We start from the raw sequence: 26,675 nt of genomic DNA, 5'->3' as shown, positions 1-26,675 counted from the left end.
AACATTTCAGGAGGTCGCAACATGGAACGCGTCAGGCTCGAGTTTCCTGAAGCGGATGTGCGTCATCGCCATGGCTTGACGGTGCGTGTCACCGACATGAACTACGGGCGTCATCTCGGGCATGACGCCGTGGTGTCGCTGATGCACGAGGCGCGCGTACAAGCCCTGGCCAGCCTGGGACTCTCCGAGGGCGACATGGAGGGCTATCTCTGCGTGGTGGCGGATCTGGCAGTGCAATATCAGGCCGAGTCACGCTGGCCGGATGCCCTGATGATCGAGACCGGCATTCCCGCGCCGTCGCGCAAGTCGATCGCCGTCTACCATCGTCTGCGCCGCGAGTCGGATGACCGCAGCGTGGCAACCGCGCGTCTCAATCTGATGTTGATTGATCCCGATACGGGACGCCCAGCGCCGGTACCCGCTACCCTGGCAGACCGTCTGATGGGGAACGACTGATGTCACGGGAGTATCCGATCATCGCTGTCACCGGCTCGTCCGGGGCGGGCACGACCACCGTGAAACGTACCTTCGAGCGCATGTTCGCCCGCGAGGATGTGCACGCGGCCTTCGTCGACGGCGATGCCTTTCATCGCTATACCCGCCAGGAACTGGCGCGCATGTTCCGCGAGGAGCCCGAGCGCAAGGACGAGCTCTCTCACTTCGCGGTGGAAGCCAACCTGCTCGACAAGCTCGAGGAGCTGTTCCTGGAGTATGGCGAAAACGGCGTCGGCACCTATCGGCATTACATCCATGCCGAAGACAAGTCGATGATCGAAGCCGGCTACCAGGTCGGGACCTTCACCGAATGGCAGTCGCTGCCCTCGGGCACCGACCTGCTGTTCTACGAAGGGCTGCACGGTGGCCTGGTCACGGCCGAGCATGACATCGCCCGACACGTCGACCTGCTGGTGGGCGTGGCGCCGACCATGAATCTGGAGTGGATCCAGAAGATCGATCGTGACATCCAGGCGCGGGGTTACACCCAGGAAGCGGTGATCGACACCATCCTGGGGCGCATGGACGACTATGTGCGCTATATCCTGCCCCAGTTCTCGCGGACCCATATCAATTTCCAGCGCGTGCCCACGGTGGATACCTCCAACCCTTTCGAGGTGCAGGACATCCCCACCGATGCCGAATCCTTCGTAGTGATCCGTTTTCGCGATCCAGCCACCGTGGATTTCCCGTATCTGCTGGCGATGATCCAGGACTCCTTCATGAGCCGCCCCCATACTCTGGTGGTGCCCGGGTCGCGTCTGTCGCTGGCCATGGAACTGATCCTGGCCCCGCTGGTGCGACACCTGCTGGCTCAGCGGCGGTTTCGTTGAGCCGGGCGGGACTGACAGCGCCCTTTTCGACCGTTACTCTCGTGGGGTAGCGTTTTCGTCGATGCCTTCCCCTGGAGCCTGACATGGACTGCCTGTTCTGCAAGATCATCAATCGCGAGATTCCCGCCGATATCGTCTACGAGGACGATGACGTTCTGGCCTTCAACGATATCGATCCCAAGGCGCCGATCCATATGCTGGTGGTGCCGAAAAAGCACATTGCGACCCTGAACGACATCGAAGAGGGCGATCTGGCCCTGGTGGGGCGCCTGCAGTACACCGCCGCGCATCTGGCCAAGGAGCAGGGGTTCGCCGACGATGGCTATCGGGTGGTGATGAACTGCAATGACCAGGGCGGCCAGACGGTCTATCATATTCATATGCACCTGATGGGCGGTCGTCGCTTCACTTGGCCGGCTGGATAGCCGGAACCCGCGCGGCGTCAGGCCGTGCTGTCGCAAGTGCTCGACGCATCGGGTGCATCTCGTAGCGCCGCCCGCGAGGCGGCGTTTCGTATTCCGGGCGCTGTGCGCGGCCGATGGCTCGGTTACAATGTCGTGACTGATCTCACGAGGGGGTGCCATGACTCGTCAATATTCCCGCGCCGACGACCTGATCCACCAGTTCGATACCGTATTGCGCACCCTGGTGCCCAGGGCAGCTCAGCCCTCGCGGCCTTCGCCTGCCACCGACGAGATACAGGACGAGGCGCTCGACGACGAGCAGCGACGTCATGCCGCCGGGCTGATGCGCATCAATCATACCGGCGAGGTTTGTGCCCAGGCGCTCTACCAGGGACAAGGCTTGACCGCCAAGCTGCCCGAGGTACGTGGCCAGATGGAAGAGGCCGCTCAGGAGGAAGTCGATCACCTGGCCTGGTGCGATGCCCGCCTGCAGGAACTCGATGGCCGTACCAGCCTGCTGAATCCGATGTTCTATGCTGCGTCCTTCGGTATAGGCGCCGTGGCGGGAGCCGTGGGCGATCGTGTCAGTCTGGGGTTCGTGGCTGCCACCGAGGAGCAGGTGGGGCGCCATCTCGATGAGCATATGGAAAAGTTGCCGCCTGGCGATCGTCGTTCCAGGGCGGTGCTCCGCCAGATGGCCATCGACGAGGCCCATCATGCCCATCAGGCTCTGGAAGCCGGTGGGGCGCGTTTCCCGGCGCCAGTCAAGGTCGGCATGACGCTGATGTCCAAGGTGATGACCAAGTCTGTCTACAGGCTTTGAAAGCCCCTTTGGGGCGAGCCATAAGCTCGAAGCCGGAAGAACCCTAAAAAGCGAACCCCACCCCGAGCTTGTCAGGGTGGGGTTCGCTTTTGCTTACAGCTTAAGGCTTACAGCTCCCGCGCGCCGCAGCGGGTCAGTCCAGGTTCCGCGAGTAGAAGATCTCGAGCATTTCCTTGCGTAGCCGGCCTTCGATGTCGCGCGCTTCCTCGAAGGAGATGTCGCGTCGCGAGGTGCCGAACAGGTAGTTGTCCAGCTCGAAGTCCTTGAGCAGCATCTTGGTGTGGAACATGTTCTCCTGATACACGTTGACATCGATCATCTGGTAGGCGCGCTTGGTGTCCTCGGCCAGGTAGTCCTGGATGGACGTGATGTCATGATCGATGAACAACTTGCGGCCATCCACGTCCCGGGTGAAGCCACGTACCCGGTAGTCCATGGTGACGATGTCGGAGTCGAAGCTGTGGATCAGATAGTTGAGGGCCTTCAGCGGGCTGATCTGGCCACAGGTGGAAACGTCGATGTCCAGGCGAAAGGTGCTGATGCCGTTGTCGGGATGCGATTCCGGGTAGCTGTGGACGGTGACGTGGCTCTTGTCGAGATGGGCGACCACGGTTTCGGGCAAGGGGCCGGGGCCGGGGGCCATCTGTTCGGGCGCCGCCTCTTCCAGCTCGTGCTCGGCGATCAGGATGGTCACGCTGGCGCCATGGGGCTCGTAATCCTGACGGGAGATATTGAGCACCTGGGCGCCGATGATGTTGGTGACATCCTTGAGAATCTGGGTGAGACGCTCGGCATTGTAGAGCTCATCGATGTAATCGATGTAGGCCTGCCGCTGCTCCTCGGTCTTGGCGTAGCAGATGTCGTAGATGTTGAAGCTCAGGGAGCTGGTCAGGTTATTGAACCCGTGGAGTCGGAGATTGCCGGTCACGTCCGAGCCTCCTTCGATATGGCTGATGGTGTGCATCCCGACGAACGCGCCGGAAGACGCGTGGCGATGTGAAGGCGCGTATTATGCACAGCCCTTGGTGGGCGCGCACCCGGCAAGCCATGTTTTTTTCCGTATTGCCCGGGCGTGTGCCTCACTGTTCGACGATGGTAAAGGAATGCGTCACGTCGACGCCGCCGTTGGCCAGCATGATCGAGGCGCTGCAATATTTTTCGGCGGAGAGTTCCACGGCACGCTTGACCTGCTTTTCCTTGAGTCCCTGGCCGCTGACGGTGAAGTGCACATGAATCTTGGTGAAGACACTGGGCACGCTGTCGGCGCGTTCGGCCTCGATGCTGGCCACGCAGTCCGATACCGGAGCGCGGGACTTCTCGAGGATTTCCAGGACGTCGAAGGAGGTGCAGGCGCCCATGCCCATAAGCAGCATCTCCATGGGACGCGGGCCGGTGTTGCGGCCGCCGTGGTCGGGCGGCCCGTCGATCACCACGCTATGGCCGCTGCCGGCCTCGGCGACGAACTGGCGACCGTCTGTCCATTTGACGCTGGCTTTCATGGCGCAAGGTATCCTTATTCATTCAGAAGACGAGTAGGGGGCGTCAGCATAGCAGTTGCCGGCGTTTGACTCAGCCCCGCAGGATCCGGTCCAGGGAAGCGAGTCGTTCGGGAGTGCCCACGTCGACCCACTGTCCCCGGTGATGATGGCCGGTGACTCTATCGTCGGCCATGGCGGCACGCAGCAGCGGCGCCAGGGCGAAGGAGCCCTCGTCCCGATCGGCGACCAGGGCGGGGTCGAGCTGGGCGATCCCGGCATAGGTCAGGCGCGGGCCAGGCCCTTCTCGAACGCGACCGTTTGCATCGAGCAAGAAGTCGCCATCGCGATGATGGTCCGGATTGTCGACCAGCACGAGCCGCGCCAGGTCGGTGCCCAGCGATGATGGCAGCGTGGCGGGATCGAGATCGCACCAGACATCGCCGTTGACGAGCAGGAAGGGCTCGTCGCCGAGCAGGGGCAGAGCCTGGCGAATGCCACCGCCGGTCTCCAGGGGGGTCGTTTCATGGCTCCAGGCGATGGACACACCGAAGGCGCTGCCATCGCCCAGGGCATCGACGATCTGCTCGGCGCGGTAGCTGACGTTGATCACCAGCTCCCGGATGCCGGCATGGGCAAGTCGTTCCAGATGATGGACGATCAGCGGCTTGCCGCCGGCTTCCAGCAGCGGCTTGGGGCAATGGTCGGTAAGCGGACGCATGCGAGTGCCGAGCCCCGCGGCCAGGATCATCGCCTTCATGCCACGTGCTCCCAGGTGATGCCTTGGGCCGCCAGCTTGGCCAGCAGGGCCGGACGAAGGGTATCGGCGACCCAGTGCCGGAAATCGGCCAGCTCGTCCAGTTCTGCCAGGGCATCCTCCAGGTGGTCGAGAAAATGCGGTATGCGGGCGAGATAGCCCTGGCGGCTGTCTCGCAGCGTCAAGCGGCAGAAGATCCCGATGACCTTGAGGGCACGCTGCACGGCCATGCAGGCGACCCAGTGGTGAAATGACTGTGGTTCGATGCTGTCCAGGCGGCCATCGGCCACGGCTCGCTGGCGGAATGCCTCGATCCAGGCGCGGCGACGGCTTGCCGAAAATCGGCAATAGCGGCCATGCAGCAGCGAGATCAGGTCATAGCTCAAGGGGCCGGCCACGGCGTCCTGAAAATCAATCAGGCGCAGCTCGTCGTCGACCACCATCAGGTTCATGGCATCGAAGTCGCGATGCACGGTCACCACTGGCTGGGCCAGGGCGGTATCGATCAGCGACTGACGAAGCGCGGGCCAGCTTGGCGGGGCGGGCAATGCCAGCCAGCGCTCCAGGCTCCAGGTCGTGAAGAGGTCCAGTTCGCGACCCAGCAGGCTGGCGTCGTAGGCCGGCAATCCTGCCGGGTCGGCACGATTCTGCAACATGTCGAGCAATGCCAGGGCCCGGTCGTGCCAGGCCTGGGTGATCGGGGCCTCTGACGTCTCGAAGCAGTGCTGGAGGGGCGTGTCGCCGAGGTCCTCGAGCTCCAGAAAACCGGCGTCCAGGTCCACGGCATAAAGGTCGGGGACCGGCAGGCCGGCGTCCGCCCAGCGGCGGGCAATGGCCACGAAGGGGGCGCTGTCTTCCTTGTCCGGCGGCGCGTCCATGAGGATACGTTGGGTGCCATCGGGAAGGACCAGCCGAAAATAGCGTCTGAAGCTGGCATCGTCGGCGGCCAGGCGCAGGTCGAGGGCGGCGGGCGCAATCCCGTGGCGTTCGGCGGCCCACGCGAGAAGGGCGGCATGGCGCGAGGTCGTGTCGGCCTCTGGCATCTTCACCTCTGTTTCGTTCGGTCCGGGACGTCCTTTGGTTGACGACCCCAAGGCGTCGCCGCATGCTGAAGCCCGATGTCGTCGGCGATGACAGGGCTCGTCGGCGGGACAGCTCGTTCAGGGGCTGTATAATACCGATTCACTCCGCCAAGGACATCGTTGAACATGGGCAATCGATCCTCCTGGACGGCCCTGGCCGGCCTCGTGACCTCGAGCATGGTGACTGCCCCGCTGTGGGCAGCCCCCCCCGAGTCATTGCCGGCCGAGCAGCTGGATTGGCACCCATGGGGCGAGGATCGCCCCGAGGGAGCCGTGTGTCGGGGATACTACCAGATGCCGTCGTATCGGCTGGCGGCGCCACCCGAAGGCAAGGTGGCAAGCGAGGCCGATGACGGTCAGTACGGCGAGGATGGTGAGACGGTCCTCAGCGGTGAAGTGGTACTGCGGCGTGGCAATACCCAGCTCGAGGCGCCGCAGGTGCGAGTGCCGGCTTCCCGCGAGCGTGTGGTGGCCGAAGGGCCGCTGGCGTTGCGTGATCACAATTTGCTGGTGCGTGGTGATGCCGCCTCCTTCTCGCTGGACAGCGAGGCGGCGAGCATCGACCAGGCACACTATGTGGCCCATGAACAGCGGTTGCGCGGCGATGCCGTGCAGTTGGCGCGTGTCGCGGAAGGGCGCTATCAGCTCACCGAGGCCAGTTTCACCACCTGTGAGCCGGGCAACGACCTGTGGCGCCTGGTGGGCAATGACATCGAGCTGGATCGGCAGAGCGGTTTCGGCACCGCGCGCCATGCTCGCCTCGAGGTCGGCGAGGTGCCGGTCTTCTACTGGCCCTGGGTCCGTTTCCCCATCGACGAGCGTCGCCAGACCGGCTTTCTGTGGCCGACACTCGGGGTTTCCGGTGACGGGCTCGATTATGCCCAGCCCTTCTACTGGAACATCGCGCCCAATCAGGACGCCACCATCACGCCTCGGGTGATCAGCGATCGTGGCCTGCTGCTCGGCGGCGAATATCGCTATTTGCTGCCCTCCGACGCGGGCACCATCGAGGGCGCCTATATTGCCGACGACCGACGTGCCGGCGATGAAGCGTCGGCCTATTCGACGCTGGAGGATGGCGATGCCCGCTGGTACCTCGATTATCGCCACGCTGGCCGCGTCGATGAGCGTACCCGTTATCAGCTGCGCTATGGCGCCGCCAGCGATGGCAACTATTTCGATGACTTCGGCCAGACGTTCGGCGACACCGACACCCAGAGCATGAAGCGCCTGGCACAGATCGAATACCGTGGCGATACCTGGCGGCTGGAGGGCAAGGCCCAGGGCTATCAGGTGCTGGACGATCCCCTGGACGAGAACGACAAGCCGTTCTACCGGTTGCCGAGCCTGACCGCCGAGGCGCGCTGGCAGCAGGATGTCGGTTTCTACGAGGAGTGGAAGGCCAACGCGACCTACTTCTGGCGTGATATCGAGGGTGATGAACAGGGCTTCTACGATTACAAGGACCGTCAGCGCCAGGTGCCGCTGCGCGAGGCGGCCAACGGGGCTCGGCTGCAATTGACGCCGGCCGTCGGCTGGCGAGGCGATACGACCTGGGGCTTTTTCGAGCCACGACTGCAGCTGCACCATACCAGCTATGAGCTGGATTATGGCGATCGTCTCACCGACCGCGACGAGAGCCTGACGCGCACGCTGCCGGTGGCTTCCGTGGATGCCGGGCTGGTCTTCGAGCGTGATCTCGAATTCGGTGGTGATGCCTTCCGCCAGACCCTGGAGCCCCGGCTCAACTATGCGTACGTGCCGGCGCGGGACCAGAGCGAGTTTCCCGACTTCGACACCTCGGAGCTGGCCTTTTCCTGGAACCAGTTATGGTCGCCCTATCGCTTCAGCGGCGGTGATCGCGTCGGTGATCTCAACCGGCTCTCCTATGGCGTGAAGAGCCGTTTTCTCGAGGACAGCAGCGGTCGTGAACGGCTTTCCTTCGGGCTGGGCCAGGCGGCCTACTTCGAGGATCGGCACATTGACATGCAAGGGAATTCCGACACTCTGCCCGAGGATCCGGATGAGCGTTATCGGGCCACTCGTCAACGCTCGCCCTGGGTGACGCAGCTCGACTGGCGGATCGACGATCATTGGCGCACTCGCTGGGAGTGGCTCTACGACGACCGCAAGAGTCGCACCGAAAGCACGGGATTCGATGTGCAATACCGGGCCGAGGCCGGGCATGTGTTGAACCTCGGCTATCGCTGGCAACTCGAAGGCTTCGAGCCCGCCGAGGATCTCGAGGACACCCGGACTTACGATCTAGAAGAGTTCTCCGCTTCCTTCGCCTACAAGGCGATGGATCGCCTGGACCTGATCGGTGGGGTACGTTACGACAACACGAATGACCGGATGCTCGAGCAACTGGCGGGTGTGCAGTGGAACGACTGCTGCTATGGTCTGCAGCTGGTGTGGCGCGAGTGGATCGATGACGAGGACACCGCCAATACCATCGAGGACGATACCACCGATCGCGGGCTCTTCTTGCGTTTCGTGTTCAAGGGCCTGGGCGGCGTCGGCGGGGAGGCCGGAGGCTTTTTCGAATCGTCGGTCCCCGGCTATCTTGGCACCGACTTCGGCCGCCCCTGATCGGTGCCTGAAACCGCGCAAGACCGCCATCTTCAGGCGTTCTCGCTACCCATCATGACGAAAGGAAGGATAGACATGCGCAGCCGACATATTGCCACCCTGACACTGGCCCTGTGCCTCGGCCTGGCGCCGGTGGGGGCCGCCATGGCCCAGGAGGCGCGTCAGCCCCTGGACCGCATCGTGGCGGTGGTCAACGAGGGCGCGATCATGAACTCCCAGCTCGAGGGTCGCGTGGCACGGACCCGTGCCCAGCTGGAATCCCAGGGCATGCAGATGCCGCCGGATGACGTGCTGCGTCAGCGGGTGCTCGACCGGTTGGTCGTCGAGGAGATCCAGTTGCAGATGGCGCGGGAAGCCAATCTCAGCGTGGACGATACCGAGCTCAACCGTCAGGTGCGGGCCATCGCCCAGAACAATGGCATGACCCTGGAACAGTTCGCCGATGCCCTGGAGGCCGATGGGCTGTCGCTCGGCGTGGTGCGCGATCAGGTGCGCCGTGAACTCTTGATGCGTCAGATCCAGCAGCGCCGTGTCGGCAGCCGGGTCAGCATCTCCGAGGCCGAGGTCGAGCGTTTCATCGAACAGCAGGGGGGCGGAGTGACGGCCGAGCAGGCCCGTCAGGCGCTGTTCCAGCGCAAGGCCAACGACGAGATGGAAGCCTGGGTGCAGGAGATTCGTTCTCAGGCCTTTGTGGAAGAGCGCCTCGGATCGGAGTCGTGAGCGACATTGACCTACCCGTTCTTGCTCTGACCACCGGCGAGCCGGCCGGCATCGGCCCCGAGCTTGCGGTGGTGATGGCACGCGACATGCCGACCTCCGCGCGTGTCGTGGCGGTGGGCGACCCGGCGTTGCTCGAGGAGCGCGCTCGAGCCGTCGGTTGTGACGTCACGGTTCTCGCACTCGCCCCGGGAGAGACGCCACCGGTGCCCCGCGCCGGCGTGCTGCCGGTATGGCCCGTCGCACTGAGGGCACCTTGTCGGCCTGGGGAGCTGGAGGCACGTAATGCCGCTTACGTGCTGGAGACCCTGGGCCGGGCCGTGGCCGCCTGCCAGGCTGGCGAGGCGGCGGGCATGGTCACCGCGCCCCTGCACAAGGGGGTGATCATCGAGGCGGGCCATGCCGACTTCCGGGGCCATACCGAATACCTGCGTGATGCCTGCGGTGTCGATGAGGTCGTCATGATGCTCGCCACCGATCCGGCTCTGCATGCCATGTCATCCACCTGGCATGGCGAGACAGCGCTGCGAGTCGCCCTTGCCACCACTCATCTGCCGCTTCGCGAGGTGGGCGATGCCGTGACCGGGCCTCGCCTGACGCGTATCCTGCGTATCCTCGACGCCGAACTGCGACATCGTTTCGGTGTCCTGTCGCCACGCATCCTGGTCTGCGGGCTCAATCCCCATGCCGGGGAAGGCGGGCATCTGGGGCGCGAGGAACTCGATGTCATCATCCCGACCCTGGAGGCGCTGCGTGCAGAAGGGCTGACGCTTGACGGGCCGTTACCGGCGGATACCCTGTTCACCCCGCATCATCTGGCCCGAGCCGATGCCGTCCTGGCGATGTATCATGACCAGGGCTTGCCGGTGCTCAAGTACGCTGGTTTCGGACGCGCTGCCAATATCACCCTGGGCCTGCCATGGGTTCGTACCTCGGTGGATCATGGCACGGCGTTGGATCTCGCCGGTTGCGGTTCGGCCGATCCGGGCAGCCTGATCACTGCCGTGAGCTTGGCCATCGAGATGGTGCAGCGCGGCGCGTGATGCACAGAAGATCATAGCGATAGAAGGACACCCCTGAATGTCATCCCGCCCCACGGGTCATCGCGCACGCAAGCGCTTCGGCCAGAATTTCCTGCGTGACCCCGGCATCATTTCCCGGCTGGTACGAGCCATCGGCCCCAGGCCCGGCCAGCGGCTCGTGGAAGTCGGTCCAGGTCAGGGAGCGCTGACCGAGCCCCTGCTCGAGGCGGCAGAGGGGCAACTCGAAGTGATCGAGCTGGATCGTGACCTGATACCGGGGCTGCGTGTCCAGTTCTTCGACAAGCCGGGGTTCGTCATCCACGAAGGTGATGCCCTCAAGTTCGATTTTCGTGAGCTGAGAGGCGACGGCCCCGCTCTGCGCGTGGTGGGAAACCTGCCCTACAATATTTCCACACCGCTGATCTCCCACCTGCTGGCGGCCGGCGAGGCCGTGGCGGACATGCACTTCATGCTGCAGAAGGAAGTGGTCGAGCGTCTCTCGGCCGCGCCCGGTGATGCCGAACGCGGTCGCCTCTCGGTGCTGGCTCAGTACCATTGTCATGTCGAGTCGCTGTTCACCGTGCCGCCGGAGGCCTTCGTGCCTCGTCCCAAGGTGGAATCGGCCATCGTGCGGCTCACGCCGCACGAGGTCCCGCCGCATCGCGCCCGGGACGAGGTGCTGCTGTTCGAGGTGGTGCGCGAGGCCTTTGCCCAGCGGCGCAAGACATTGCGCAACAACCTCAAGCGTCGCCTGTCGGGCGAGGCATTGTCGGCGCTGGACATCGATCCGGGGCGTCGCCCTCAGACGCTTTCGGTGGCAGAATTCGTGCGCATCGCCGATCACCTGACGGAGGAGGGGAACTGATGGATGCCGTCCCCCAGGGCGAACAGGTGCATGTCGATGTCGAGCCAGCCTTCTGCGTCGACGAATCGGCACCCTCGGAACGACGTTATGTGTTCAGCTATACCATCACCGTGCACAATCATTCCCGGCACAGCATGCAACTGATGGCGCGTCACTGGATCATCACCCAGAGTAGTGGTCAGGTGCAGGAGGTCAGGGGCAAGGGCGTGGTCGGCCAGCAGCCGATGATCGCGCCCGGGCAGACCTTCCGCTATACCAGCCGGGCGATCCTCGATGGCCCCGTAGGGGTCATGGAGGGGGCCTTCACCTGCGTCGACACCGCCACCCAGCGGCCCTTCGAGGTGCCCGTCGCGCCCTTTCGGCTGGCCGGGCCGAACCAGGTGCATTGAGGCCGGGGCTTGAGCGCCATGGCTTGTATCGACCCGCTCATGTCATCCCCTCACCACAACAGGAGCGAGCATGCCCACCTATGCCATCGGTGACCTGCAGGGTTGCCATGCCGAATTCGTTGCCCTGCTCGAGCGCTTGTCGTTCGATCCGCGCCGTGATCGACTCTGGCTGGCTGGCGACCTGGTCAATCGTGGGCCGGCCTCGCTCGACTGCCTGCGCGAGGTCATGGCGCTGGGCGAGTGTGCTGAGGTGGTGCTGGGCAACCATGACCTGCACCTGCTGGCCGTGGCGCGAGGCGGTGCCGGGCTCAAGCGCAAGGACACCCTGGCGGCCATCCTCGAGGCGCCCGATCGCGAGGCACTGCTCGACTGGCTGCAGAGTCGTCCCTTGCTGGTGCGTCGAGGCGAGACGCTGATGACGCACGCCGGTGTGCCCCCGCATTGGGAGGCCGACCAGGCCGAGCGCCTGGCCGGCGAAGTCGAGGCTTGCCTGAGCGGCGAGCGTGCCGGGGACTTCCTCGAACGCATGTATGGCAACGAGCCATCATGCTGGCGCGAGGATCTCGAGGGCATCGAGCGCCAGCGGGTGATCGTCAATACCTTCACGCGGATGCGCTTCATTGATGCCGAGGGATGTCTCGATTTCGCCGCCAAGGAAGGGCTCGACAGCGCACCTGACGGCTTCGCGCCCTGGTTTCAGTTCGCCCGTCGCGACCGAGTGCGCCTGCTGTTCGGTCATTGGGCGGCATTGCAGGGGCATACGCCGGGCAGCCGCGTCAATGCCGAGGCTCTGGATACCGGTTGTGTCTGGGGCGGCGAGCTGACCGCACTGAATCTCGAGACCGGCGAACGCATCAGCGTGCCCGGCTGGCGCTGACATTTTCCTTCCGACGACGGAGGCTCGCATGACATCTTCTTCCTTCCAGCATCTGGATGCCGCCACCCTGAGCGGCTGGCTGGATGCGGCGCGGCCGCTGACGCTGGTCGACATTCGCGACCCGGCCAGTTTTGCCGCCGGCCATCTACCTGGCAGCCGTCATCTGGATAACGACGGGGTACCCGCGCTGTTGGCCGAAGCCGATCGCGAGCAGCCGCTGGTGGTGGTCTGCTATCACGGCCATTCTAGCCAGCAGACCGCCACCTGGCTGGCGGGTCAGGGCTTCGACGACGTCTACAGTCTGGATGGCGGCTTCACCGGCTGGCAGATGCAGCATCCCGAACGGGTGGTCGCCGGTGATGCCGACGAAGCCTGATCGTCGTCTCGACGGCCTCGATGTCTACCGGGTCGGTGGCGCCGTGCGCGACGCCCGGCTGGGCTGGCCGGTCACCGATGTTGATTGGGTCGTGGTCGGCGCCACGCCCGAGGCTATGCGGCAGCGCGGTTTCAAGCCGGTGGGGAGCGACTTCCCGGTCTTCCTGCATCCCGAGAGTCATGAGGAATTCGCCCTGGCGCGCACGGAGCGCAAGTCGGGGCACGGTTACACCGGCTTCGAGATCCACGCCAGTCCGTCGGTCACCCTCGAGGAGGATCTGGCGCGGCGCGACCTGACCATCAATGCCATGGCCGAGACGCCGTCGGGCGAGCTGGTCGATCCTTTCGGCGGCCGCGACGACCTGGAGGCCAGGGTGCTGCGTCATGTCTCGCCGGCATTCATCGAGGACCCACTGCGGGTGCTGCGGGTCGCCCGTTTCCTGGCACGCTATGCCGGCCTGGGCTTCGTCATTGCCGATGAGACCCTGGTGCTGATGCATCGGCTGGTGGCGAGCGGCGAGATCGCGCATCTGGTCGCCGAGCGGGTCTGGGCGGAAACCGAGAAGGCCCTGGGCGAACCCTGGCCCGATGTCTACTTTCAGACGCTTGACGACTGTGGCGCCCTGGCGGTGCTGATGCCGGAGCTGGTGGCGGATGATGCGCAGCTGGATGATGCCCTGGGGCGATTGCAGCGTCTACCGGAGGATATCGCTTCTCATGAGGCGGCGCCCTGGCGTTGGGCGCGCCTGGTGGAGCATCTGGCACCAGAGAGGCGTCGCCGGCTGGCCGAGCGGTTGCGACTTCCCAAGGCGGTGAGTCGTCTGGCCGAGCAGGCGGCTTGCACGCATCGTCTGGTCCACGAGGAGGGCGCGGTCGATGGCGAGCGGGTCATGGCCTGGCTCGAGCGCATCGATGCCTGGCGGCGCAGCGAACGGGTGCCGCCGCTGATCGCGCTGGTCAGCCTGGATGACGCCGCCCTGGCCGAGGATTTGGCGCTGGCCTGGCGGCTGGCGATGCAGATCCTGCCGAAGGCGCTGGTCGATGAAGGCTACCAGGGGAAGGCGCTCGGGGAGGAACTGGCGCGACGTCGTCGTGAGGCCATCGATGAGGTGATGACGCAGGCTCGTTAGGCGCTGCCTGCGACATCGGCGAGTGCCGTTCGTCTTCGTGGCGAGCCGGGGCTCGAGGGTGACGAGGAGGCTAGTCGCGGGACAGGTCGCGTCCCTGCCAGATGAAGCTCACCGGCCAGAGGCGCTGGTCGCGGGTGTCCAGGGCGTTCCACAGGTCGCGATACCGTTCACCGTTGACCGGGTGGGGCGTGTCGGGCAACAGTTCCGCCAGTGGCTTGAGCACGAAGGCGTGGTGCAGGATCTCCGTGCGAGGCAGGCTGACGCCGTCGTGCTCGCCGCTGAGGCCGCCTACATCGAGCAGATCGATGTCCAGGGTGCGCGGGCTGAACTTCGGACTGTCGGGGCGTCGGCCGTGGGCGACTTCCAGGCGCTTGCACCAGGCCTGCAGTTCGCCCACCGTCCAGTCGCAGTCGAACAGAGCCACCAGGTTGTAGAAGTTGCGACCGTCCTCGAAGCCTACCGGCTCGCTCTCGTAGACCTTCGAGACACGCAGGCCGTCGAAGGTCTCCGCGAGGGCATCCAGGCAGGCGCGAACGTGGCGCTCGCGTTCGATGTTGCTGCCGATGCTGACGCTGATCCGAGCCATCAGTCCGTTACCTCTCGTGTGCCGCGCTCGATGCGTACGCCCACCGCTTTGGCTGCAGGCACTGCTCCGGGCTTGCGCAGTGTCAGGCGTAGCCAGGCAATGCCATATTCGTGGCGCAGCGTCTCGGCGAGTCGTTCGGCGAAGGTTTCGACGAGCTCGAACCGGTGGCTGGCGCCGAAGTCTGCGATACGCTCGCTGATCGCCGCATAGTCGAGGGTATCCTCGACGGCATCGCGAGCCGCGGCAGGGCGGATGTCGGTGGCCATTTCCAGATCCAGCACCAGTGTCTGGGTCATGGTGCGTTCCCAGTCATAGACGCCGATCACGGTGTCGACCTTGAGTGCTTCGATCAGTACGAGGTCCATCGGAGGTCCTGGCGCTGTTGGCGGTGGAGGCGCGAGTGATTGTACGCGAGCCCGCTCGCCGACGACAGCGGGGCGCTGTTCTCGGCAGAGTGTGGCTGGCAGAATGGCTCGTTGAACCCTTCTTCGAGGCGTGGCCGTGCTGACGACACTCGAAACGACCCTGCCGCTGATGGCCCTGGGTTATCTCAGTGGCACTTGGCTCGGCGCCCTGATGGTGTGTCGCCTGGCCGGTGTGAGCGATCCCCGTCTGTCCGGCTCCTGCAATCCCGGCTTTTCCAATGTGTTGCGTCTGCATGGCACGCGCCTGGCGCTGGCGACCTTGCTGGTGGATACCGTCAAGGGCATGCCGGTGCTGGGGCTGGCACTGCTCCGGGATCTACCGCCCTGGGCGCAGGGGCTCGTGGGGCTCGGTGTCATGCTGGGCCACAGTTATCCTGTCTGGTATCGCTTTCGGGGCGGGCGGGCCGTCGCCTGCGCCTTCGGCGTGATGCTCGTGTTGACGCCCTGGGTGGCGCTTTGCTGCGCGCTGTTATGGTGCCTGCTGGCCTGGAGCGGTCGCACCGCGGCGCTTGCTTCCTTGGCCAGCGCGGCCGTGGCGCCCTTGTTCGCGCTCTGGCTGGCGCCGGCCTATACCGAGGTGGTGATCGTCTTCACGCTGCTGGTGCTGATCCGGCACGCCCTCTATCTGCGGCGTTGGTCCAGTCCCGGCCGGGACGACTAGCCGCTCGCGAGCCATGGATGGGGCCGAGGCTCAAGGCTCGGCCAGGGTTTCCAGCGGCCAGCGGGGAACCGCCTGCATCTGTCCGGGTTCGTCGTGCTGGCCGGCGCGCAGGCGCTGGGCGCCGGCATAGGCGATCATGGCGCCGTTGTCGGTGCAGAACCGACCGCGTGGATAGTACACCCTGGCGTCGCGCTTACGGGTTTCGCGCTCCAGGCGCTCGCGCAAGCGATGATTGGCGCTGACGCCGCCGGCGACGACCAGCCGCGTCAGGCCCGTGGCGTCGAGGGCGCGTCGGCACTTGATCACCAGGGTATCGACCACGGCATCCTCGAAAGCGCGTGCCACATCCGCGCGCGCCTGGTCATCGAGCGCACCGTCGGCCTCGAGCTGGCGGATGGCGGTCAGGGTATGGGTCTTCAAGCCGGAAAAGCTGAAATCCAGCCCCGGGCGATCGGTCATGGGGCGCGGGAAGCGCAGTCGGCCCGGGTCTCCCGTTTCGGCGAGCCGTGCCACCGCCGGGCCACCGGGATACGTCAGGTCGAGCATCTTGGCCGTCTTGTCGAAGGCCTCGCCGGCGGCGTCGTCCACCGATTCGCCGAGCAGCCGGTAGCGTCCGATGCCCGCGACTTCCACCAACTGGGTGTGCCCGCCGGAGACCAGCAAGGCCACGAAGGGGAAATCGGGGGGATCGTCTTCCAGCATGGGGGCGAGCAGGTGTCCCTCCATGTGATGCACGCCGAGTACCGGAATGTCGAGTGCCCGGGCCATGCCGTGGGCCGTACTGGCGCCGACCATGAGGGCGCCGACCAGTCCCGGGCCGGCGGTGTAGGCGATGGCGTCGAGGTCGCGGCGGCTGGCGCCGGCATCGTCGAGAACGCGCTGGATCAGTGGCAACAGGCGTCGGGTGTGGTCGCGGGAAGCCAGTTCGGGTACCACGCCGCCGTATTCGGCATGCATGGCGATCTGGCTGTGCAGGGCGTCGGCCGCAAGGCCTCGCTCGGTGTCAAAGAGGGCGACGCCGGTTTCGTCGCAGGAGGTCTCGATGCCCAGTACGCGCATGGTCATGGCTCGGTGGATCGGAAATGGCGGTATTCTACGCGTTTTGGGCGCAGGGCGGCAGGGGCTGGAGATCGCGAAACGGTTTGCATGGTGAGGTCACGACGACTAGAATACTGTGCGCTGCAAGACTGGGTCGTGCGCCTGGGGCTCGCTTTATTTGTTTCGCCACGCTGCGGCTCGTCCGGGCGAAGCGCGATGAATGCCCCCGAGGCGTGCGTTCAAACCGAACTCAAGTTTTCAAGGTAGGTGAGTGCTTAATGCCTTCTGTCAAAGTACGCGATAACGAGCCGTTTGACGTCGCGCTGCGTCGCTTCAAGCGTTCCTGTGAAAAAGCCGGTGTGCTTTCCGAAGTTCGCCGTCGCGAGCAGTACGAGAAGCCGACCGCGGAGCGCAAGCGCAAGGCGGCAGCCGCCGTCAAGCGTCACGCGAAGAAACTCCAGCGTGAGCGCAAGCGTTTCGAACGGCTCTATTGATCCGTACTTGGGGTGACCCTTCTCGGGTCGCCTCGGGAGGACGCCAAGCGGCCGCCAATCGGTGGCCGCTTGTTTTTGCAGTGTTCCTCTCGCCCCCTTCCTCCGCTTTCGGGATAGCCTGAATGGCCGGACAGATTCCGCAACGTTTCATCGATGACCTGCTGGCCCGCACCGATGTGGTCGAGATCGTGGGGGAGCGGGTCAAGCTCAAGAAGACGGGTCGCAATCACTCGGGGCTGTGCCCCTTTCACCAGGAGAAGTCGCCGTCGTTCACCGTCAGTGCCGACAAGCAGTTCTATCACTGCTTCGGGTGCGGCGCGCACGGTAACGCCCTGCGCTTCCTGATGGAATATGATCGCCTGCGCTTCCCCGAGGCGGTGGAGCAACTGGCCGCGCGGCTGGGCCTCGAGGTGCCTCGGGAAGGGGATGATGATCCTCGGCAGCAGGTGCGCGAGCGCAAGCGAAAGGAAGGCGTCAATCTGCTGGAACTGGCAGCGAGCTTCTTTCGCGAGCGACTGAAGATGCCGGAAGGGGAGGCGGCTCGGGCCTACCTCGACAAACGTGGCCTCTCACCCGAAGTGGTGCGGGATTTCGGCATCGGCTTCGCGCCGGCGGAGTGGGAGGCAATGCGTCGCCACCTCGGCGAGCGCGGCATCAGCGAGGCCGTCCAGATCGAATATGGTCTGCTGGTTCATCGCGAGGACAGCGGGCGGACCTATGATCGCTTTCGCGATCGGGTCATGTTTCCGATTCGAGACATTCGTGGCCGCACCGTGGCCTTCGGGGGCCGGGTGCTCGGCGATGCCAAGCCCAAGTACCTCAATTCGCCCGAAACGCCGGTGTTCCACAAGGGGCGAGAACTCTACGGTCTTTATGAGGCCCGTCAGGCCAATGCCCGGCTGGATCGTCTGGTGATCGTCGAGGGGTACATGGATGTGGTGGCACTGGCCCAGTTCGGTATTCGCAATGCGGTGGCCACGCTGGGAACGGCAACCACCGAGGATCACCTGTCGCGGCTGTTTCGAGTCGTCGATGAGGTGGTGTTCTGCTTCGATGGCGATCAGGCCGGCCGTCAGGCAGCGGATCGCGCGCTGCGTACGGCCCTGCCGATGATGATTGACGGGCGTCAGGCACGCTTTCTGTTCCTGCCCGAGGGCGAGGATCCGGACACCCTGGTGCGTCGCGAGGGGGCCAAGGCTTTCGAGGACAGGGTAACCTGCGCGAGCCCGCTTTCGGAATTCCTGTTCGAGCAGGCCTCGCAGGGGCGCGATCTGGCGCGTATCGAAGACCGCGAGCGCTATGCGAGCCAGGTGCTCGAGGCGATCGGCGTGCTGCCTGAGGGTGTGCTGAAATCCTTGTTGCTGACGGAACTCTCGCGCCGTACTGGCGTCGACCAGTCAAGCTTCGAATCTTTGATGAAGCACCACGGGGAGGCCGAGAGCGAGGCGCACGCCCCGGCCGTCGAGACAGGGGCTCCGCCGACAGTCGAGGCGCCGGCGGGGAGCGAGTCGCCAGCGAAGGATGGGGCGCTCGGGTTGATGGCCCGGGCACTGCAGTTGCTGGTGCATGAGCCGGGACTGGTCGAGCGTCTACCGGAAAGCGACGACTGGTGCGCCCATGAAGGGGAGGATGCCCGACTGTGTCGTGAAGTGGTGCGTCTGCTCAAGGCGGGGCGCTACCGCAGTGCCCAGGTGTTGCTGGCGCACTTCCATGGCACGCCGGAAGGCGAGCGCCTGGCGGAGCTGGCTCGTCGTGAGCCCCTGGTGCCAAAGGGGGTGCGCGGTGCGGAGCTGGATAACTGGGTGGCGTATTTCCAGCGCCATCATCGGAAGCGTTCACCTCAGGAAGAGTATGACACGCTGCTGGCGCGGAGCCGTGCCGGCGAACACTTGTCGCAGCAGGAGCGCCAGCGGCTGAGTGAGTTGCTGATGGAACTCAAGGGGTGAAGTCTTTCGAGCGCTTGCCGGGCTGGCGCGAAACCGCCGGCAAAAGTGGCGCGAGGGTTGAATTCTCTCCTACCATCACCACATTAGGGGCGTAACCGAACGGGACGCAACCGGACAAACTAACACACCTGAATGACCGCGCAAATACACCGAACTAGCAAAACAGTAGGCTAAACCGCTATACTGTTCGGCTTATCGAGTTTTTCTCCGCCTCAGTGCTTCAGGTGCTTCATTCTTCTTCGTCGAGATAGGGTTTCTATGGCTGGAAATGCGCAGCAGCAGTCACGTCTGAAGGAGTTGATCGCGCGCGGCAAGGAACAGGGCTTCCTGACCTATGCCGAGGTCAACGACCATCTACCCGAGGATATCGCCGACCCGGATCAGGTGGAAGACATCATCGGCATGATCAACGACATGGGTATCAATGTCGTCGAGGAAGCCCCCGACGAAGACACCCTGATGATGGCCGATCAATCCACCGACGAGTCGGCGGCCGAGGAGGCCGTGGCGGCGCTGGCGGCGGTGGAAAGCGATGTGGGCCGCACCACCGATCCGGTGCGCATGTACATGCGCGAAATGGGGACCGTGGAGCTGTTGACCCGCGAGGGCGAGATCGAGATCGCCAAGCGCATCGAGGAAGGCACTCGGGAAGTGATGTCGGCGCTGGCCTACCTTCCGGGCGCGGTGGATTCCATTCTCGAGGCCTATGACGCCACTCAGGATGAGGAGGCGCCGGGGCGTCTTTCCGACTTGTTCTCGGGCTTCATCGATCCCGACGAGGGTATTCCCGGCGTGGCCGAGGCCGATGTACCGGAACCCGAGCTCGAGCAGGGCGCCGCTGACGGTGAAGCCGCCGATGACGACGATGACGCCGAGGAAGAGGAATCCGGGGGTGGGCCGGACCCTGAAGAGGCGAAGGCACGCTTCGAGCAGATTCGCGAGCAGAACGAGGCGGCGCGTCGCGCTATCGAGGAGCATGGTCGCGATGCCAAGCAGGCTCAGGCCGAACTGGCGCGTCTCGCCGAGCTCTTCTCGCCGATCAAGCTGGTGCCCAAGCATTTCGAACGCCTGGTCGGACAGGTGCGTATCAGCGTCGAGCAGGTGCGTGCCCAGGAAAAGGCGATCATGCAGATGTGCGTCAAGAAGGCGAAGGTGCCGCGCAAGACCTTCATCAAGTCCTTCCCGGGCAATGAGTCCCGTCAGGACTGGGTGGATGCCTTCATGGCCGAGAATGCCAGGTACGCCGATCGCCTGGCGCCGCTCAAGGGCGACATCCAGCGTGCACAGCGCAAGATCGCCTTCGAGGAAGAGATGGTGGCGCTGATGGTGACCGACCTCAAGGAGGTCAACCGAAAGCTCTCCATCGGTGAGGCCAAGGCGCGTCGGGCCAAGAAGGAGATGGTCGAGGCCAACCTTCGTCTGGTGATTTCCATCGCCAAGAAGTACACCAACCGCGGTCTGCAGTTCCTGGACCTGATTCAGGAAGGCAACATCGGTCTGATGAAGGCGGTGGACAAGTTCGAGTATCGCCGCGGCTACAAGTTCTCGACCTATGCCACCTGGTGGATTCGTCAGGCGATCACGCGCTCGATTGCCGACCAGGCGCGCACCATCCGGATTCCGGTGCACATGATCGAGACCATCAACAAGCTCAACCGCGTCTCGCGCCAGATGTTGCAGGAGATGGGGCGCGAGCCGACGCCCGAGGAGCTGGGCGAGCGTCTCGAGATGCCCGAGGACAAGGTGCGCAAGGTGCTCAAGATCGCCAAGGAGCCGATCTCCATGGAGACGCCCATCGGCGACGATGACGATTCCCACCTGGGGGATTTCATCGAGGATGGCACCATGGTGCTGCCCATCGACTCGGCCACCGGCGAGGGGCTGATCGAGGCCACCCGCAATGTGCTTGGCGGCCTGACGGCCCGCGAGGCCAAGGTGTTGCGCATGCGCTTCGGTATCGACATGAACACCGATCACACCCTCGAAGAGGTCGGCAAGCAGTTCGACGTGACCCGCGAGCGGATTCGCCAGATCGAGGCCAAGGCGCTGCGCAAGCTGCGCCACCCCTCGCGTTCCGAGCCGCTGCGCTCCTTCCTCGACGAATAGCCGGCGATACGTCGACTATCCGGCTCAATGTGCGACGCCCGCGGGTTTGCCCCGCGGGCGTCGTCGTTTCGGCCTCGCCTGGAGGTTTACCGTTCGGCGGCGAGTCGGCGACGTACCAGCAGCACCAGCTCCAGCATGGCGAACAGCAGCAGGGTATAGCCGAACAGTTCAGTGACCTCTTCCGCTGCATCCTTGATGATACGCAGGTAATGATCGCCCAGGATCGCCTGCCAAAGCTCGCTGCGCCCATAGAGACGCGAGAAGGCATAGGTGGTCAGAAAGCCGGCCGCGAAGAGCCCGAAGGAGAAGGTGCCGGTGATCGACTCGAGTTCGGCCACGAAGGCGCGGCGGTGGCGGATCACCACGAACAGTACGGGAAGCACCAGCAGTGTCACCAGCGTCTGCCAGGCGCCGTCGAAGACATAGGTGTCGAGCCAGGCGTCCTGCTCGCGGATGAACGAGGCGCCGAGCAGTCCGACCAGCAGCAAGGCGACATTGGGCAGCTGGCGTTGCCAGACCCGTACGGAAAGGGCCAGCCCTGTGGCCAGTAGCAGCAAGAAGGATTGGGTCAGCTCGGTGAATCCGGATTCCGAAAACCGGACGTCGACGAACTGCTGGGCCTCCTGCATGACGCCTTCCATCAGGGCGGCAATGATCAGCAGGTAAGCCAGGGCTCTCAGGCAGGTGGCGCGAAAACTAATCCGGTCGGGAGAAATCTTGGGCATCTGTCTTCTCGCGGCGAGGTGAATCGAAGCCCGATATTATACGCATCTTGTTCTGTCGTCGCTCGGGGCTAGCGGGTGGGAAGCGGTCTTTCCGCCTCTTCCACGAGCCAGTCATGCACGGCTTTCACACGACGGTCGTCCAGGGCGCCGGCAGCGTAGACGATGCCGTAGCGCATGCCGGTGGCAACGCGTCGTTCCAGGGGGGCAATCAAGGCACCGGTGTCCAGTTCGTTGGTGATCAGTGTCTGGCGAGCGATGGCCACGCCCATGCCGGCGATGGCGGCTTCCATGGTCAGATGGTTGCGATTGAAGGTATAGCCGCGGTGCACGTTGACCGAGGGGGCCTCAATGGCCTCCAGGTAGTGTTCCCATTCGCCGTAGTCGCGGCTTCCGCGCCAGGCGGTTACGTCGTGCAGCAGCGGATACCAGGCCAGATCCTCGGGGCGGCGCAGAGGTGGGCGGCCGCGCAGCAGCGAGGGTGCGCAGACCGGAAAGATGGTCTCCTCGATCAACGGGGTGATGGCCAGCCCCGGGGTCTGGCCGTCGTTGAGGTCCAGGGCGAGGTCGAAATCGCCCTCTCGCAGCGAGGTGCTGCTGTCCTCGGCGGTGACGTGAAGTTCGATATCGGGGAAGCGTGCCTGCAGTCGGGGCAGGCGAGGCATCAGCCACTTGTTGAGGAAAGAGGGGACGCTGCGCAGGCGGATGATGCCGCTCATGACCCCGCTGCGCAGCCGCTTGACCTCGAGTCCGACGGCTTGATAGGCGTCATCGACCACCGTGGCGAGTCGCCTGCCTTCCTCTGTCAGGGCAAGGCGCCGGGGTAGGCGCCGGAACAGCTTGAACCCGAGGCGATCCTCCAGCTGCTTGATCTGCTGGCTGACAGCACCCGTGGTGACGTGCAGCTCTTCTGCTGCCCGTGTGAAGGAAAGATGCCGAGCGCTGACGGCGAAGACCTTCAGCCAGGCGTGGGTCTGAGAGTTGAGAAGACGGCTCATGGTTTAGTCATACTATACTGAAAGCGAGATATTCTCGATTGCCCTAGGAAAAACGTGGCTCCAACATAAGGGTCAAACAAGGTAAATGCCACTTGGCTTTAGCCTGACTGACACAAAAGCATGAGAGAAGGCCTACGACAATCGCCTTCCACCAGACCCTGATCACCGGTTCCCCCGGTCGCGCAATGAGGCATCACCATGGCAATCAGCGTCTTCGACTTGTTCAAGATCGGTATCGGTCCATCTAGCTCCCATACGGTGGGCCCGATGCGGGCGGCCTATGACTTCGTCCAGGCGTTGCGTGGTCGAGATCTGCTCGAACGGGTGGCTCGGGTCGAGATCCATCTGCATGGCTCGCTCTCGTCCACCGGCAAGGGACATGGCACCGATCGGGCGACGATCATGGGGTTGATGGGAGAACGTCCCGATCACATCGACCCAGCGATCGTCTCGCCCTGTATCGAGGAGCTGCTGGAATCCCAGACCCTGCTGCTCGATGGGCACCTGGCGATCCCCTTCGTCTGGGCGCGCGACCTGCAGTGGCATGACGAGAGTCTGCCCTATCATCCTAATGCCATGACGCTGGTGGCTCACGGTCACTCCGATGAGCTGTACCGCAATGTCTTCTACTCGGTGGGAGGCGGCTTCGTGGTCGATCAGGGGCAGGTCGACCGGGATGAGCTGGATGCCGACACCACGGCCTTGCCCTACGATTTCAACAGTGCTGCTGAATTGCTGGCCCTGTGTCGCCTGCATGACATGCGCATCAGCGAGCTGATGATGGAGAACGAGAAGGCCTGGCGGGATGAGGCCGAGGTAGGTGCCGGTCTCTGGCGCATCTGGGAGGCCATGCAGGACTGCGTCAACCAGGGATTCGCGCATGAGGGCATTCTGCCCGGTGGTCTCGAGGTCAAGCGGCGTGCAGCCGCTCTCCATCGTCGACTGTTGGCGATGGAGGATGATACCAGCCTGATCACCTCCACCTTCTCCGCCATGGACTGGGTCAATGTCTTCGCTCTGGCGGTGAACGAAGAAAATGCCGCCGGTGGCCGGATGGTGACCGCACCCACCAATGGCGCGGCAGGCATTATTCCGGCCGTGCTGCATTACTACATGAAGTTCCAGCCGGATGCCTGCGAGCGGAATGTGGTGGATTTTCTGCTGACCGCCGGTGCCGTGGGCATTCTTTGCAAGAAGAACGCCTCCATTTCCGGCGCCGAGGTCGGGTGTCAGGGCGAGGTGGGCTCAGCCTGTGCCATGGCCGCCGCCGGGCTCACCGAGGTGATGGGAGGCAGCGTCGGCCAGATCGAGAATGCCGCCGAGATCGGCCTGGAGCACAATCTGGGCCTGACCTGCGACCCGGTCGGTGGGCTGGTCCAGGTGCCCTGCATCGAGCGCAATGCCATCGCCTCGGTCAAGGCGATCAATGCCACCCAGATGGCGCTGCGCGGCGACGGTGAGCATTTTATCTCCCTGGACAAGGCAATCCGTACCATGCGCGATACCGGCGCCGATATGCAGGAGAAGTACAAGGAAACCTCCAAGGGCGGCCTGGCCGTCAATGCCATCGAATGCTGAACCGATCGTTTCCTGGGCTGTGCCTTCAGCCTTGTTGCGCGGCATCCTTCGGGTGCCGCGCTTTTTTATGAGCCTCCCTTATGGGCTTCTCGTGCCGGTGACGGGATGGGGCGTTTGGCCGAGTCGTTCTCTTGGTCGGAACGCAGTTGCACCGCTACCTCGACCGGTGTAATAACCATCGGGCAGATCTCCATGGCAAACCTGTCAGGAGAGCGCGATCGAGAGGGCACACATGATGATTATCGGGTTTGTCGCCGGCCTGGCGCTGTTGATCGTCGGCGCCGAGGTGTTGGTCAGGGGGGCGTCGCGTCTGGCGCTGCGGATGGGGATCTCGCCGTTGATCATCGGTCTGACGGTGGTGGCCTTCGGCACCAGTTCGCCGGAACTGGCGGTCAGCGTGAAGTCGGCCCTTGACGACCAGGCCGGCATTGCCATGGGCAACGTGGTGGGCAGCAACATCTTCAATGTGCTGTTCATCCTCGGTGTCGCAGCACTGATCGTGCCGCTGACGGTGGCCCCTCAGTTGATCCGCCTGGACATCCCGCTGATGATCGGCCTCTCCGGGCTGCTGCTGGTGCTGTCGCTCGATGGGCGGCTGGGGCGCGTTGATAGCCTGCTGCTGGTGGCCTGCCTGGCCGCTTACCTGCTGTTTCTGTTTCTGCACAATCGACGTGAGGCGCCGCCGCCGTCCGAAAAGGCGAACACGCCCCTGCCTCTCAATCTGTGCATGGTGCTCGGTGGGCTGGCGCTCTTGGTGCTGGGCTCGCGCTGGTTCGTGGGCGCCTCCGTCGAGATGGCGGCCAGGCTGGGGATCAGCGAGCAGGTGGTCGGGCTGACGATCGTGGCGGCAGGTACCTCGCTGCCCGAGGTGGTGACGTCGCTCATCGCCGCCCTGCGGGGTGAGCGCGACATTGCGGTGGGCAATGTCGTGGGCAGCAACATCTTCAACATCCTCGGCGTGTTGGGGCTGTCCGGATTGCTGGCGCCGTCCGGCATCGGTGTCTCGGCGGCCATGCTGGGCTTCGACATGCCGGTGATGCTCGCCGTGGCGCTCGCCTGCCTGCCGATCTGCCTGACCGGCGGCACGATCAACCGCTGGGAAGGGGGAGTGTTGCTGGGCTACTACCTGGCCTATACCGCTTATCTGGTACTGCAGGTCGCTCATCATGACGCGTTGCAAGGCTTCGGAGCGGTGATGAGCTATTTCGTGTTGCCCATCACGGCCCTGACCCTCGTGGTGCTGGTAGTGCAGGAGCGTCGCCGTCACACCTAGGGACGTCATGCGCTCGGCCGGCGTTGTGCCGGCAGGCTGGGCCCGAGCTCGGCGACCAGGTAATCGAGGAACTGGCGAACCTTGGGGGAGCGGTGCCGGTGGCGGGGATAGACGGCCCAGACCGCGGTATCGTCGTGTCGGTAGGCGTCGAGCACGCTGATCAACTCGCCCCGGGCCAGATGCTCGTCGACATAGTAGTCGGGCAACTGTGCAAGCCCCAATCCCTTGAGCGCGGCATCGAGCAGGGCCGGTCCGGAGTTACCGCGCCAGGGGCCATCGATGCGTATCTCGCGGCGCACGCCGTTGACGTCGAATCGCCAGTGATCACGCGTACCCACCAGGCAGCGATGGCGAGCCAGCTCGGAGAGGGCGTGGGGCTGGCCGTAATGGGTGAAGTAGTCGGGTGAGCCGACCACGTACTCGCGACGTTCGCACAGCCGGCGAGCGATCAGCGATGAGTCCTGGAGCGTGCCCATGCGGATGGCGATGTCGAAGCCTTCATCGATGATGTCGACTCGCCGGTTGGTGAAGTGCATGCGCACCTCGAGCTGAGGGTGGAGACGCATGAAGTCATGGACCAGGGGCGCCAGATAGCGTTCACCGAAGGTGGTGGCGCAGGTGAGACCGAGCAGGCCGCTGGGGCGGGTCTGGAGCTCCTTGACCGCAGCTTCGGCTTCGCGGAAGCCATCGAACAGATGATGGCAGTGTTGGTAATAGAGGCGGCCGGCCTCGGTCAATCGAATGCGGCGTGTGGTTCGGTACAGCAGGGGGGTATCCAGCTGGTTTTCCAGTTGGCTGACCAGCCGGCTGACATGGGAGCTCGATACCCTCAGCCGTTCGGCGGCGGCGTTGAAGGCGCCCAGGCGCACGACCTCGATGAAGGCCTCGACACGGTCCCAGCGTTGCATTCCGGTGTTGCCTCTCTCGTCATTGTTGCTATGTGACAATAATGTCATGCGTTTGATGCAGTTTATACCGACGGTCTCTCTTGCCTAGACTTGGGTGATGCCAA

28 protein-coding genes are annotated in these 26,675 nt (G+C 64.2%); 18 read left to right on the top strand and 10 right to left on the bottom strand.

Features of this window, described 5'->3' with window-relative positions:
* The first annotated feature begins 21 nt into the window (after window positions 1-21).
* The 4 genes from A9O65_RS01220 to coq7 all read left to right on the top strand — a co-directional run bounded on the left by A9O65_RS01220 (window position 22) and on the right by coq7 (window position 2,555).
* Entirely contained in the window at window positions 22-456 is a 435-nt protein-coding gene (locus A9O65_RS01220; RefSeq protein WP_064699186.1) for an acyl-CoA thioesterase, read from the top strand.
* The gene (locus A9O65_RS01215; RefSeq protein ID WP_013333256.1) at window positions 456-1,328 is read left to right on the top strand and encodes a phosphoribulokinase; all 873 of its coding nucleotides are present in this window, start codon (window positions 456-458) and stop codon (window positions 1,326-1,328) included. Before A9O65_RS01220 ends, A9O65_RS01215 begins: the two co-directional genes overlap by 1 nt.
* Before the next feature lie 83 nt (window positions 1,329-1,411).
* Window positions 1,412-1,753: a histidine triad nucleotide-binding protein gene (locus A9O65_RS01210; protein WP_064699187.1), complete on the top strand. Its 342-nt coding sequence runs from the start codon at window positions 1,412-1,414 to the stop codon at window positions 1,751-1,753.
* A 157-nt stretch (window positions 1,754-1,910) separates the two neighbouring features.
* Complete coding sequence (gene coq7 / locus A9O65_RS01205; RefSeq protein ID WP_064701125.1) at window positions 1,911-2,555, top strand: 2-polyprenyl-3-methyl-6-methoxy-1,4-benzoquinone monooxygenase; 645 nt, start codon at window positions 1,911-1,913, stop codon at window positions 2,553-2,555.
* A 133-nt stretch (window positions 2,556-2,688) separates the two neighbouring features.
* Here the strand turns inward: coq7 and speD are convergent, their stop codons facing one another.
* The 4 genes from speD to A9O65_RS01185 form a co-directional block, all read right to left on the bottom strand.
* Window positions 2,689-3,483, bottom strand: coding sequence for an adenosylmethionine decarboxylase (speD, locus tag A9O65_RS01200; RefSeq protein ID WP_064699189.1), 795 nt, complete (start codon window positions 3,481-3,483; stop codon window positions 2,689-2,691).
* A gap of 151 nt (window positions 3,484-3,634) precedes the next feature.
* Complete coding sequence (locus A9O65_RS01195) at window positions 3,635-4,054, bottom strand: OsmC family protein (protein ID WP_064699190.1); 420 nt, start codon at window positions 4,052-4,054, stop codon at window positions 3,635-3,637.
* A gap of 70 nt (window positions 4,055-4,124) precedes the next feature.
* Window positions 4,125-4,790 carry an N-acetylmuramate alpha-1-phosphate uridylyltransferase MurU gene (gene murU, locus A9O65_RS01190; protein ID WP_064701124.1) on the bottom strand — a complete coding sequence of 222 codons (666 nt, stop codon included), beginning with the start codon at window positions 4,788-4,790 and terminating at the stop codon, window positions 4,125-4,127.
* Window positions 4,787-5,830 (bottom strand): aminoglycoside phosphotransferase family protein, encoded by a 1,044-nt coding sequence (locus A9O65_RS01185; RefSeq protein ID WP_064701182.1) that lies wholly within the window; start codon window positions 5,828-5,830, stop codon window positions 4,787-4,789. Before A9O65_RS01185 ends, murU begins: the two co-directional genes overlap by 4 nt.
* A gap of 165 nt (window positions 5,831-5,995) precedes the next feature.
* Between A9O65_RS01185 and A9O65_RS01180 the strand changes: the two genes are divergently transcribed.
* The 8 genes from A9O65_RS01180 (at window position 5,996) to A9O65_RS01145 (ending at window position 13,836) form a co-directional block, all read left to right on the top strand.
* A complete protein-coding gene (locus A9O65_RS01180) occupies window positions 5,996-8,461 on the top strand; it encodes an LPS-assembly protein LptD (RefSeq protein WP_064701123.1) in 2,466 nt (821 codons plus the stop codon).
* Between the two features lie 75 nt (window positions 8,462-8,536).
* Complete coding sequence (locus A9O65_RS01175; RefSeq protein ID WP_064701122.1) at window positions 8,537-9,181, top strand: SurA N-terminal domain-containing protein; 645 nt, start codon at window positions 8,537-8,539, stop codon at window positions 9,179-9,181.
* Window positions 9,178-10,221 (top strand): 4-hydroxythreonine-4-phosphate dehydrogenase PdxA, encoded by a 1,044-nt coding sequence (gene pdxA / locus A9O65_RS01170; protein ID WP_064701121.1) that lies wholly within the window; start codon window positions 9,178-9,180, stop codon window positions 10,219-10,221. Before A9O65_RS01175 ends, pdxA begins: the two co-directional genes overlap by 4 nt.
* Window positions 10,222-10,258: 37 nt before the next feature.
* Window positions 10,259-11,065 (top strand): 16S rRNA (adenine(1518)-N(6)/adenine(1519)-N(6))-dimethyltransferase RsmA, encoded by an 807-nt coding sequence (gene rsmA / locus A9O65_RS01165; protein WP_064699195.1) that lies wholly within the window; start codon window positions 10,259-10,261, stop codon window positions 11,063-11,065.
* Complete coding sequence (gene apaG / locus A9O65_RS01160) at window positions 11,065-11,454, top strand: Co2+/Mg2+ efflux facilitator ApaG/CorD (RefSeq protein WP_064701120.1); 390 nt, start codon at window positions 11,065-11,067, stop codon at window positions 11,452-11,454. Before rsmA ends, apaG begins: the two co-directional genes overlap by 1 nt.
* Window positions 11,455-11,524: 70 nt before the next feature.
* Window positions 11,525-12,331, top strand: a complete 807-nt coding sequence (locus tag A9O65_RS01155; protein WP_064701119.1) for a symmetrical bis(5'-nucleosyl)-tetraphosphatase — start codon at window positions 11,525-11,527, stop codon at window positions 12,329-12,331.
* A gap of 28 nt (window positions 12,332-12,359) precedes the next feature.
* On the top strand, window positions 12,360-12,707 hold the full coding sequence (gene glpE / locus A9O65_RS01150; protein ID WP_064701118.1) for a thiosulfate sulfurtransferase GlpE: 348 nt from the start codon (window positions 12,360-12,362) through the stop codon (window positions 12,705-12,707).
* On the top strand, window positions 12,691-13,836 hold the full coding sequence (locus tag A9O65_RS01145; protein ID WP_064701117.1) for a tRNA nucleotidyltransferase/poly(A) polymerase-related protein: 1,146 nt from the start codon (window positions 12,691-12,693) through the stop codon (window positions 13,834-13,836). The genes glpE and A9O65_RS01145 overlap by 17 nt, the downstream gene beginning before the upstream one ends.
* A gap of 70 nt (window positions 13,837-13,906) precedes the next feature.
* Here A9O65_RS01145 and folK read toward each other — a convergent pair whose 3' ends face one another.
* Window positions 13,907-14,422, bottom strand: coding sequence for a 2-amino-4-hydroxy-6-hydroxymethyldihydropteridine diphosphokinase (gene folK, locus A9O65_RS01140; protein ID WP_064701116.1), 516 nt, complete (start codon window positions 14,420-14,422; stop codon window positions 13,907-13,909).
* A complete protein-coding gene (folB, locus tag A9O65_RS01135; protein WP_064699201.1) occupies window positions 14,422-14,787 on the bottom strand; it encodes a dihydroneopterin aldolase in 366 nt (121 codons plus the stop codon). Before folB ends, folK begins: the two co-directional genes overlap by 1 nt.
* Before the next feature lie 136 nt (window positions 14,788-14,923).
* Between folB and A9O65_RS01130 the strand changes: the two genes are divergently transcribed.
* The gene (locus A9O65_RS01130) at window positions 14,924-15,508 is read left to right on the top strand and encodes a glycerol-3-phosphate acyltransferase (RefSeq protein ID WP_249260694.1); all 585 of its coding nucleotides are present in this window, start codon (window positions 14,924-14,926) and stop codon (window positions 15,506-15,508) included.
* Between the two features lie 30 nt (window positions 15,509-15,538).
* Here the strand turns inward: A9O65_RS01130 and tsaD are convergent, their stop codons facing one another.
* Window positions 15,539-16,567 carry a tRNA (adenosine(37)-N6)-threonylcarbamoyltransferase complex transferase subunit TsaD gene (gene tsaD, locus A9O65_RS01125; RefSeq protein WP_064701115.1) on the bottom strand — a complete coding sequence of 343 codons (1,029 nt, stop codon included), beginning with the start codon at window positions 16,565-16,567 and terminating at the stop codon, window positions 15,539-15,541.
* Between the two features lie 257 nt (window positions 16,568-16,824).
* Here tsaD and rpsU point away from each other — a divergent pair, with 257 nt between their 5' ends.
* The 3 genes from rpsU to rpoD all read left to right on the top strand — a co-directional run bounded on the left by rpsU (window position 16,825) and on the right by rpoD (window position 21,092).
* A complete protein-coding gene (gene rpsU, locus A9O65_RS01120) occupies window positions 16,825-17,040 on the top strand; it encodes a 30S ribosomal protein S21 (RefSeq protein ID WP_013333229.1) in 216 nt (71 codons plus the stop codon).
* A gap of 122 nt (window positions 17,041-17,162) precedes the next feature.
* Window positions 17,163-18,986: a DNA primase gene (gene dnaG, locus A9O65_RS01115; RefSeq protein WP_064701114.1), complete on the top strand. Its 1,824-nt coding sequence runs from the start codon at window positions 17,163-17,165 to the stop codon at window positions 18,984-18,986.
* A 258-nt stretch (window positions 18,987-19,244) separates the two neighbouring features.
* Window positions 19,245-21,092, top strand: a complete 1,848-nt coding sequence (gene rpoD, locus A9O65_RS01110) for an RNA polymerase sigma factor RpoD (protein ID WP_064699204.1) — start codon at window positions 19,245-19,247, stop codon at window positions 21,090-21,092.
* An 86-nt stretch (window positions 21,093-21,178) separates the two neighbouring features.
* Here rpoD and A9O65_RS01105 read toward each other — a convergent pair whose 3' ends face one another.
* A complete protein-coding gene (locus A9O65_RS01105) occupies window positions 21,179-21,817 on the bottom strand; it encodes a hypothetical protein (RefSeq protein WP_064699205.1) in 639 nt (212 codons plus the stop codon).
* 68 nt (window positions 21,818-21,885) lie between these two features.
* Window positions 21,886-22,812 carry a LysR substrate-binding domain-containing protein gene (locus A9O65_RS01100; protein WP_064699206.1) on the bottom strand — a complete coding sequence of 309 codons (927 nt, stop codon included), beginning with the start codon at window positions 22,810-22,812 and terminating at the stop codon, window positions 21,886-21,888.
* A gap of 198 nt (window positions 22,813-23,010) precedes the next feature.
* On the opposite strand from A9O65_RS01100, the gene A9O65_RS01095 reads away from it, so the two are divergent.
* Window positions 23,011-24,390, top strand: a complete 1,380-nt coding sequence (locus A9O65_RS01095) for an L-serine ammonia-lyase (RefSeq protein WP_064701113.1) — start codon at window positions 23,011-23,013, stop codon at window positions 24,388-24,390.
* A 232-nt stretch (window positions 24,391-24,622) separates the two neighbouring features.
* Window positions 24,623-25,663: a calcium/sodium antiporter gene (locus A9O65_RS01090; RefSeq protein ID WP_064701112.1), complete on the top strand. Its 1,041-nt coding sequence runs from the start codon at window positions 24,623-24,625 to the stop codon at window positions 25,661-25,663.
* 5 nt (window positions 25,664-25,668) lie between these two features.
* On the opposite strand, the gene A9O65_RS01085 is transcribed toward A9O65_RS01090, so the two are convergent.
* Entirely contained in the window at window positions 25,669-26,571 is a 903-nt protein-coding gene (locus A9O65_RS01085; protein ID WP_064701111.1) for a LysR family transcriptional regulator, read from the bottom strand.
* Window positions 26,572-26,675 lie beyond the last annotated feature (104 nt).

The organism is Halomonas caseinilytica (assembly GCF_001662305.1).
Taxonomy (GTDB): domain Bacteria; phylum Pseudomonadota; class Gammaproteobacteria; order Pseudomonadales; family Halomonadaceae; genus Halomonas; species Halomonas caseinilytica.
The sequence above is the reverse complement of the archived record's forward strand: the minus strand, read 5'-3'. Positions and strand labels throughout refer to the sequence as shown.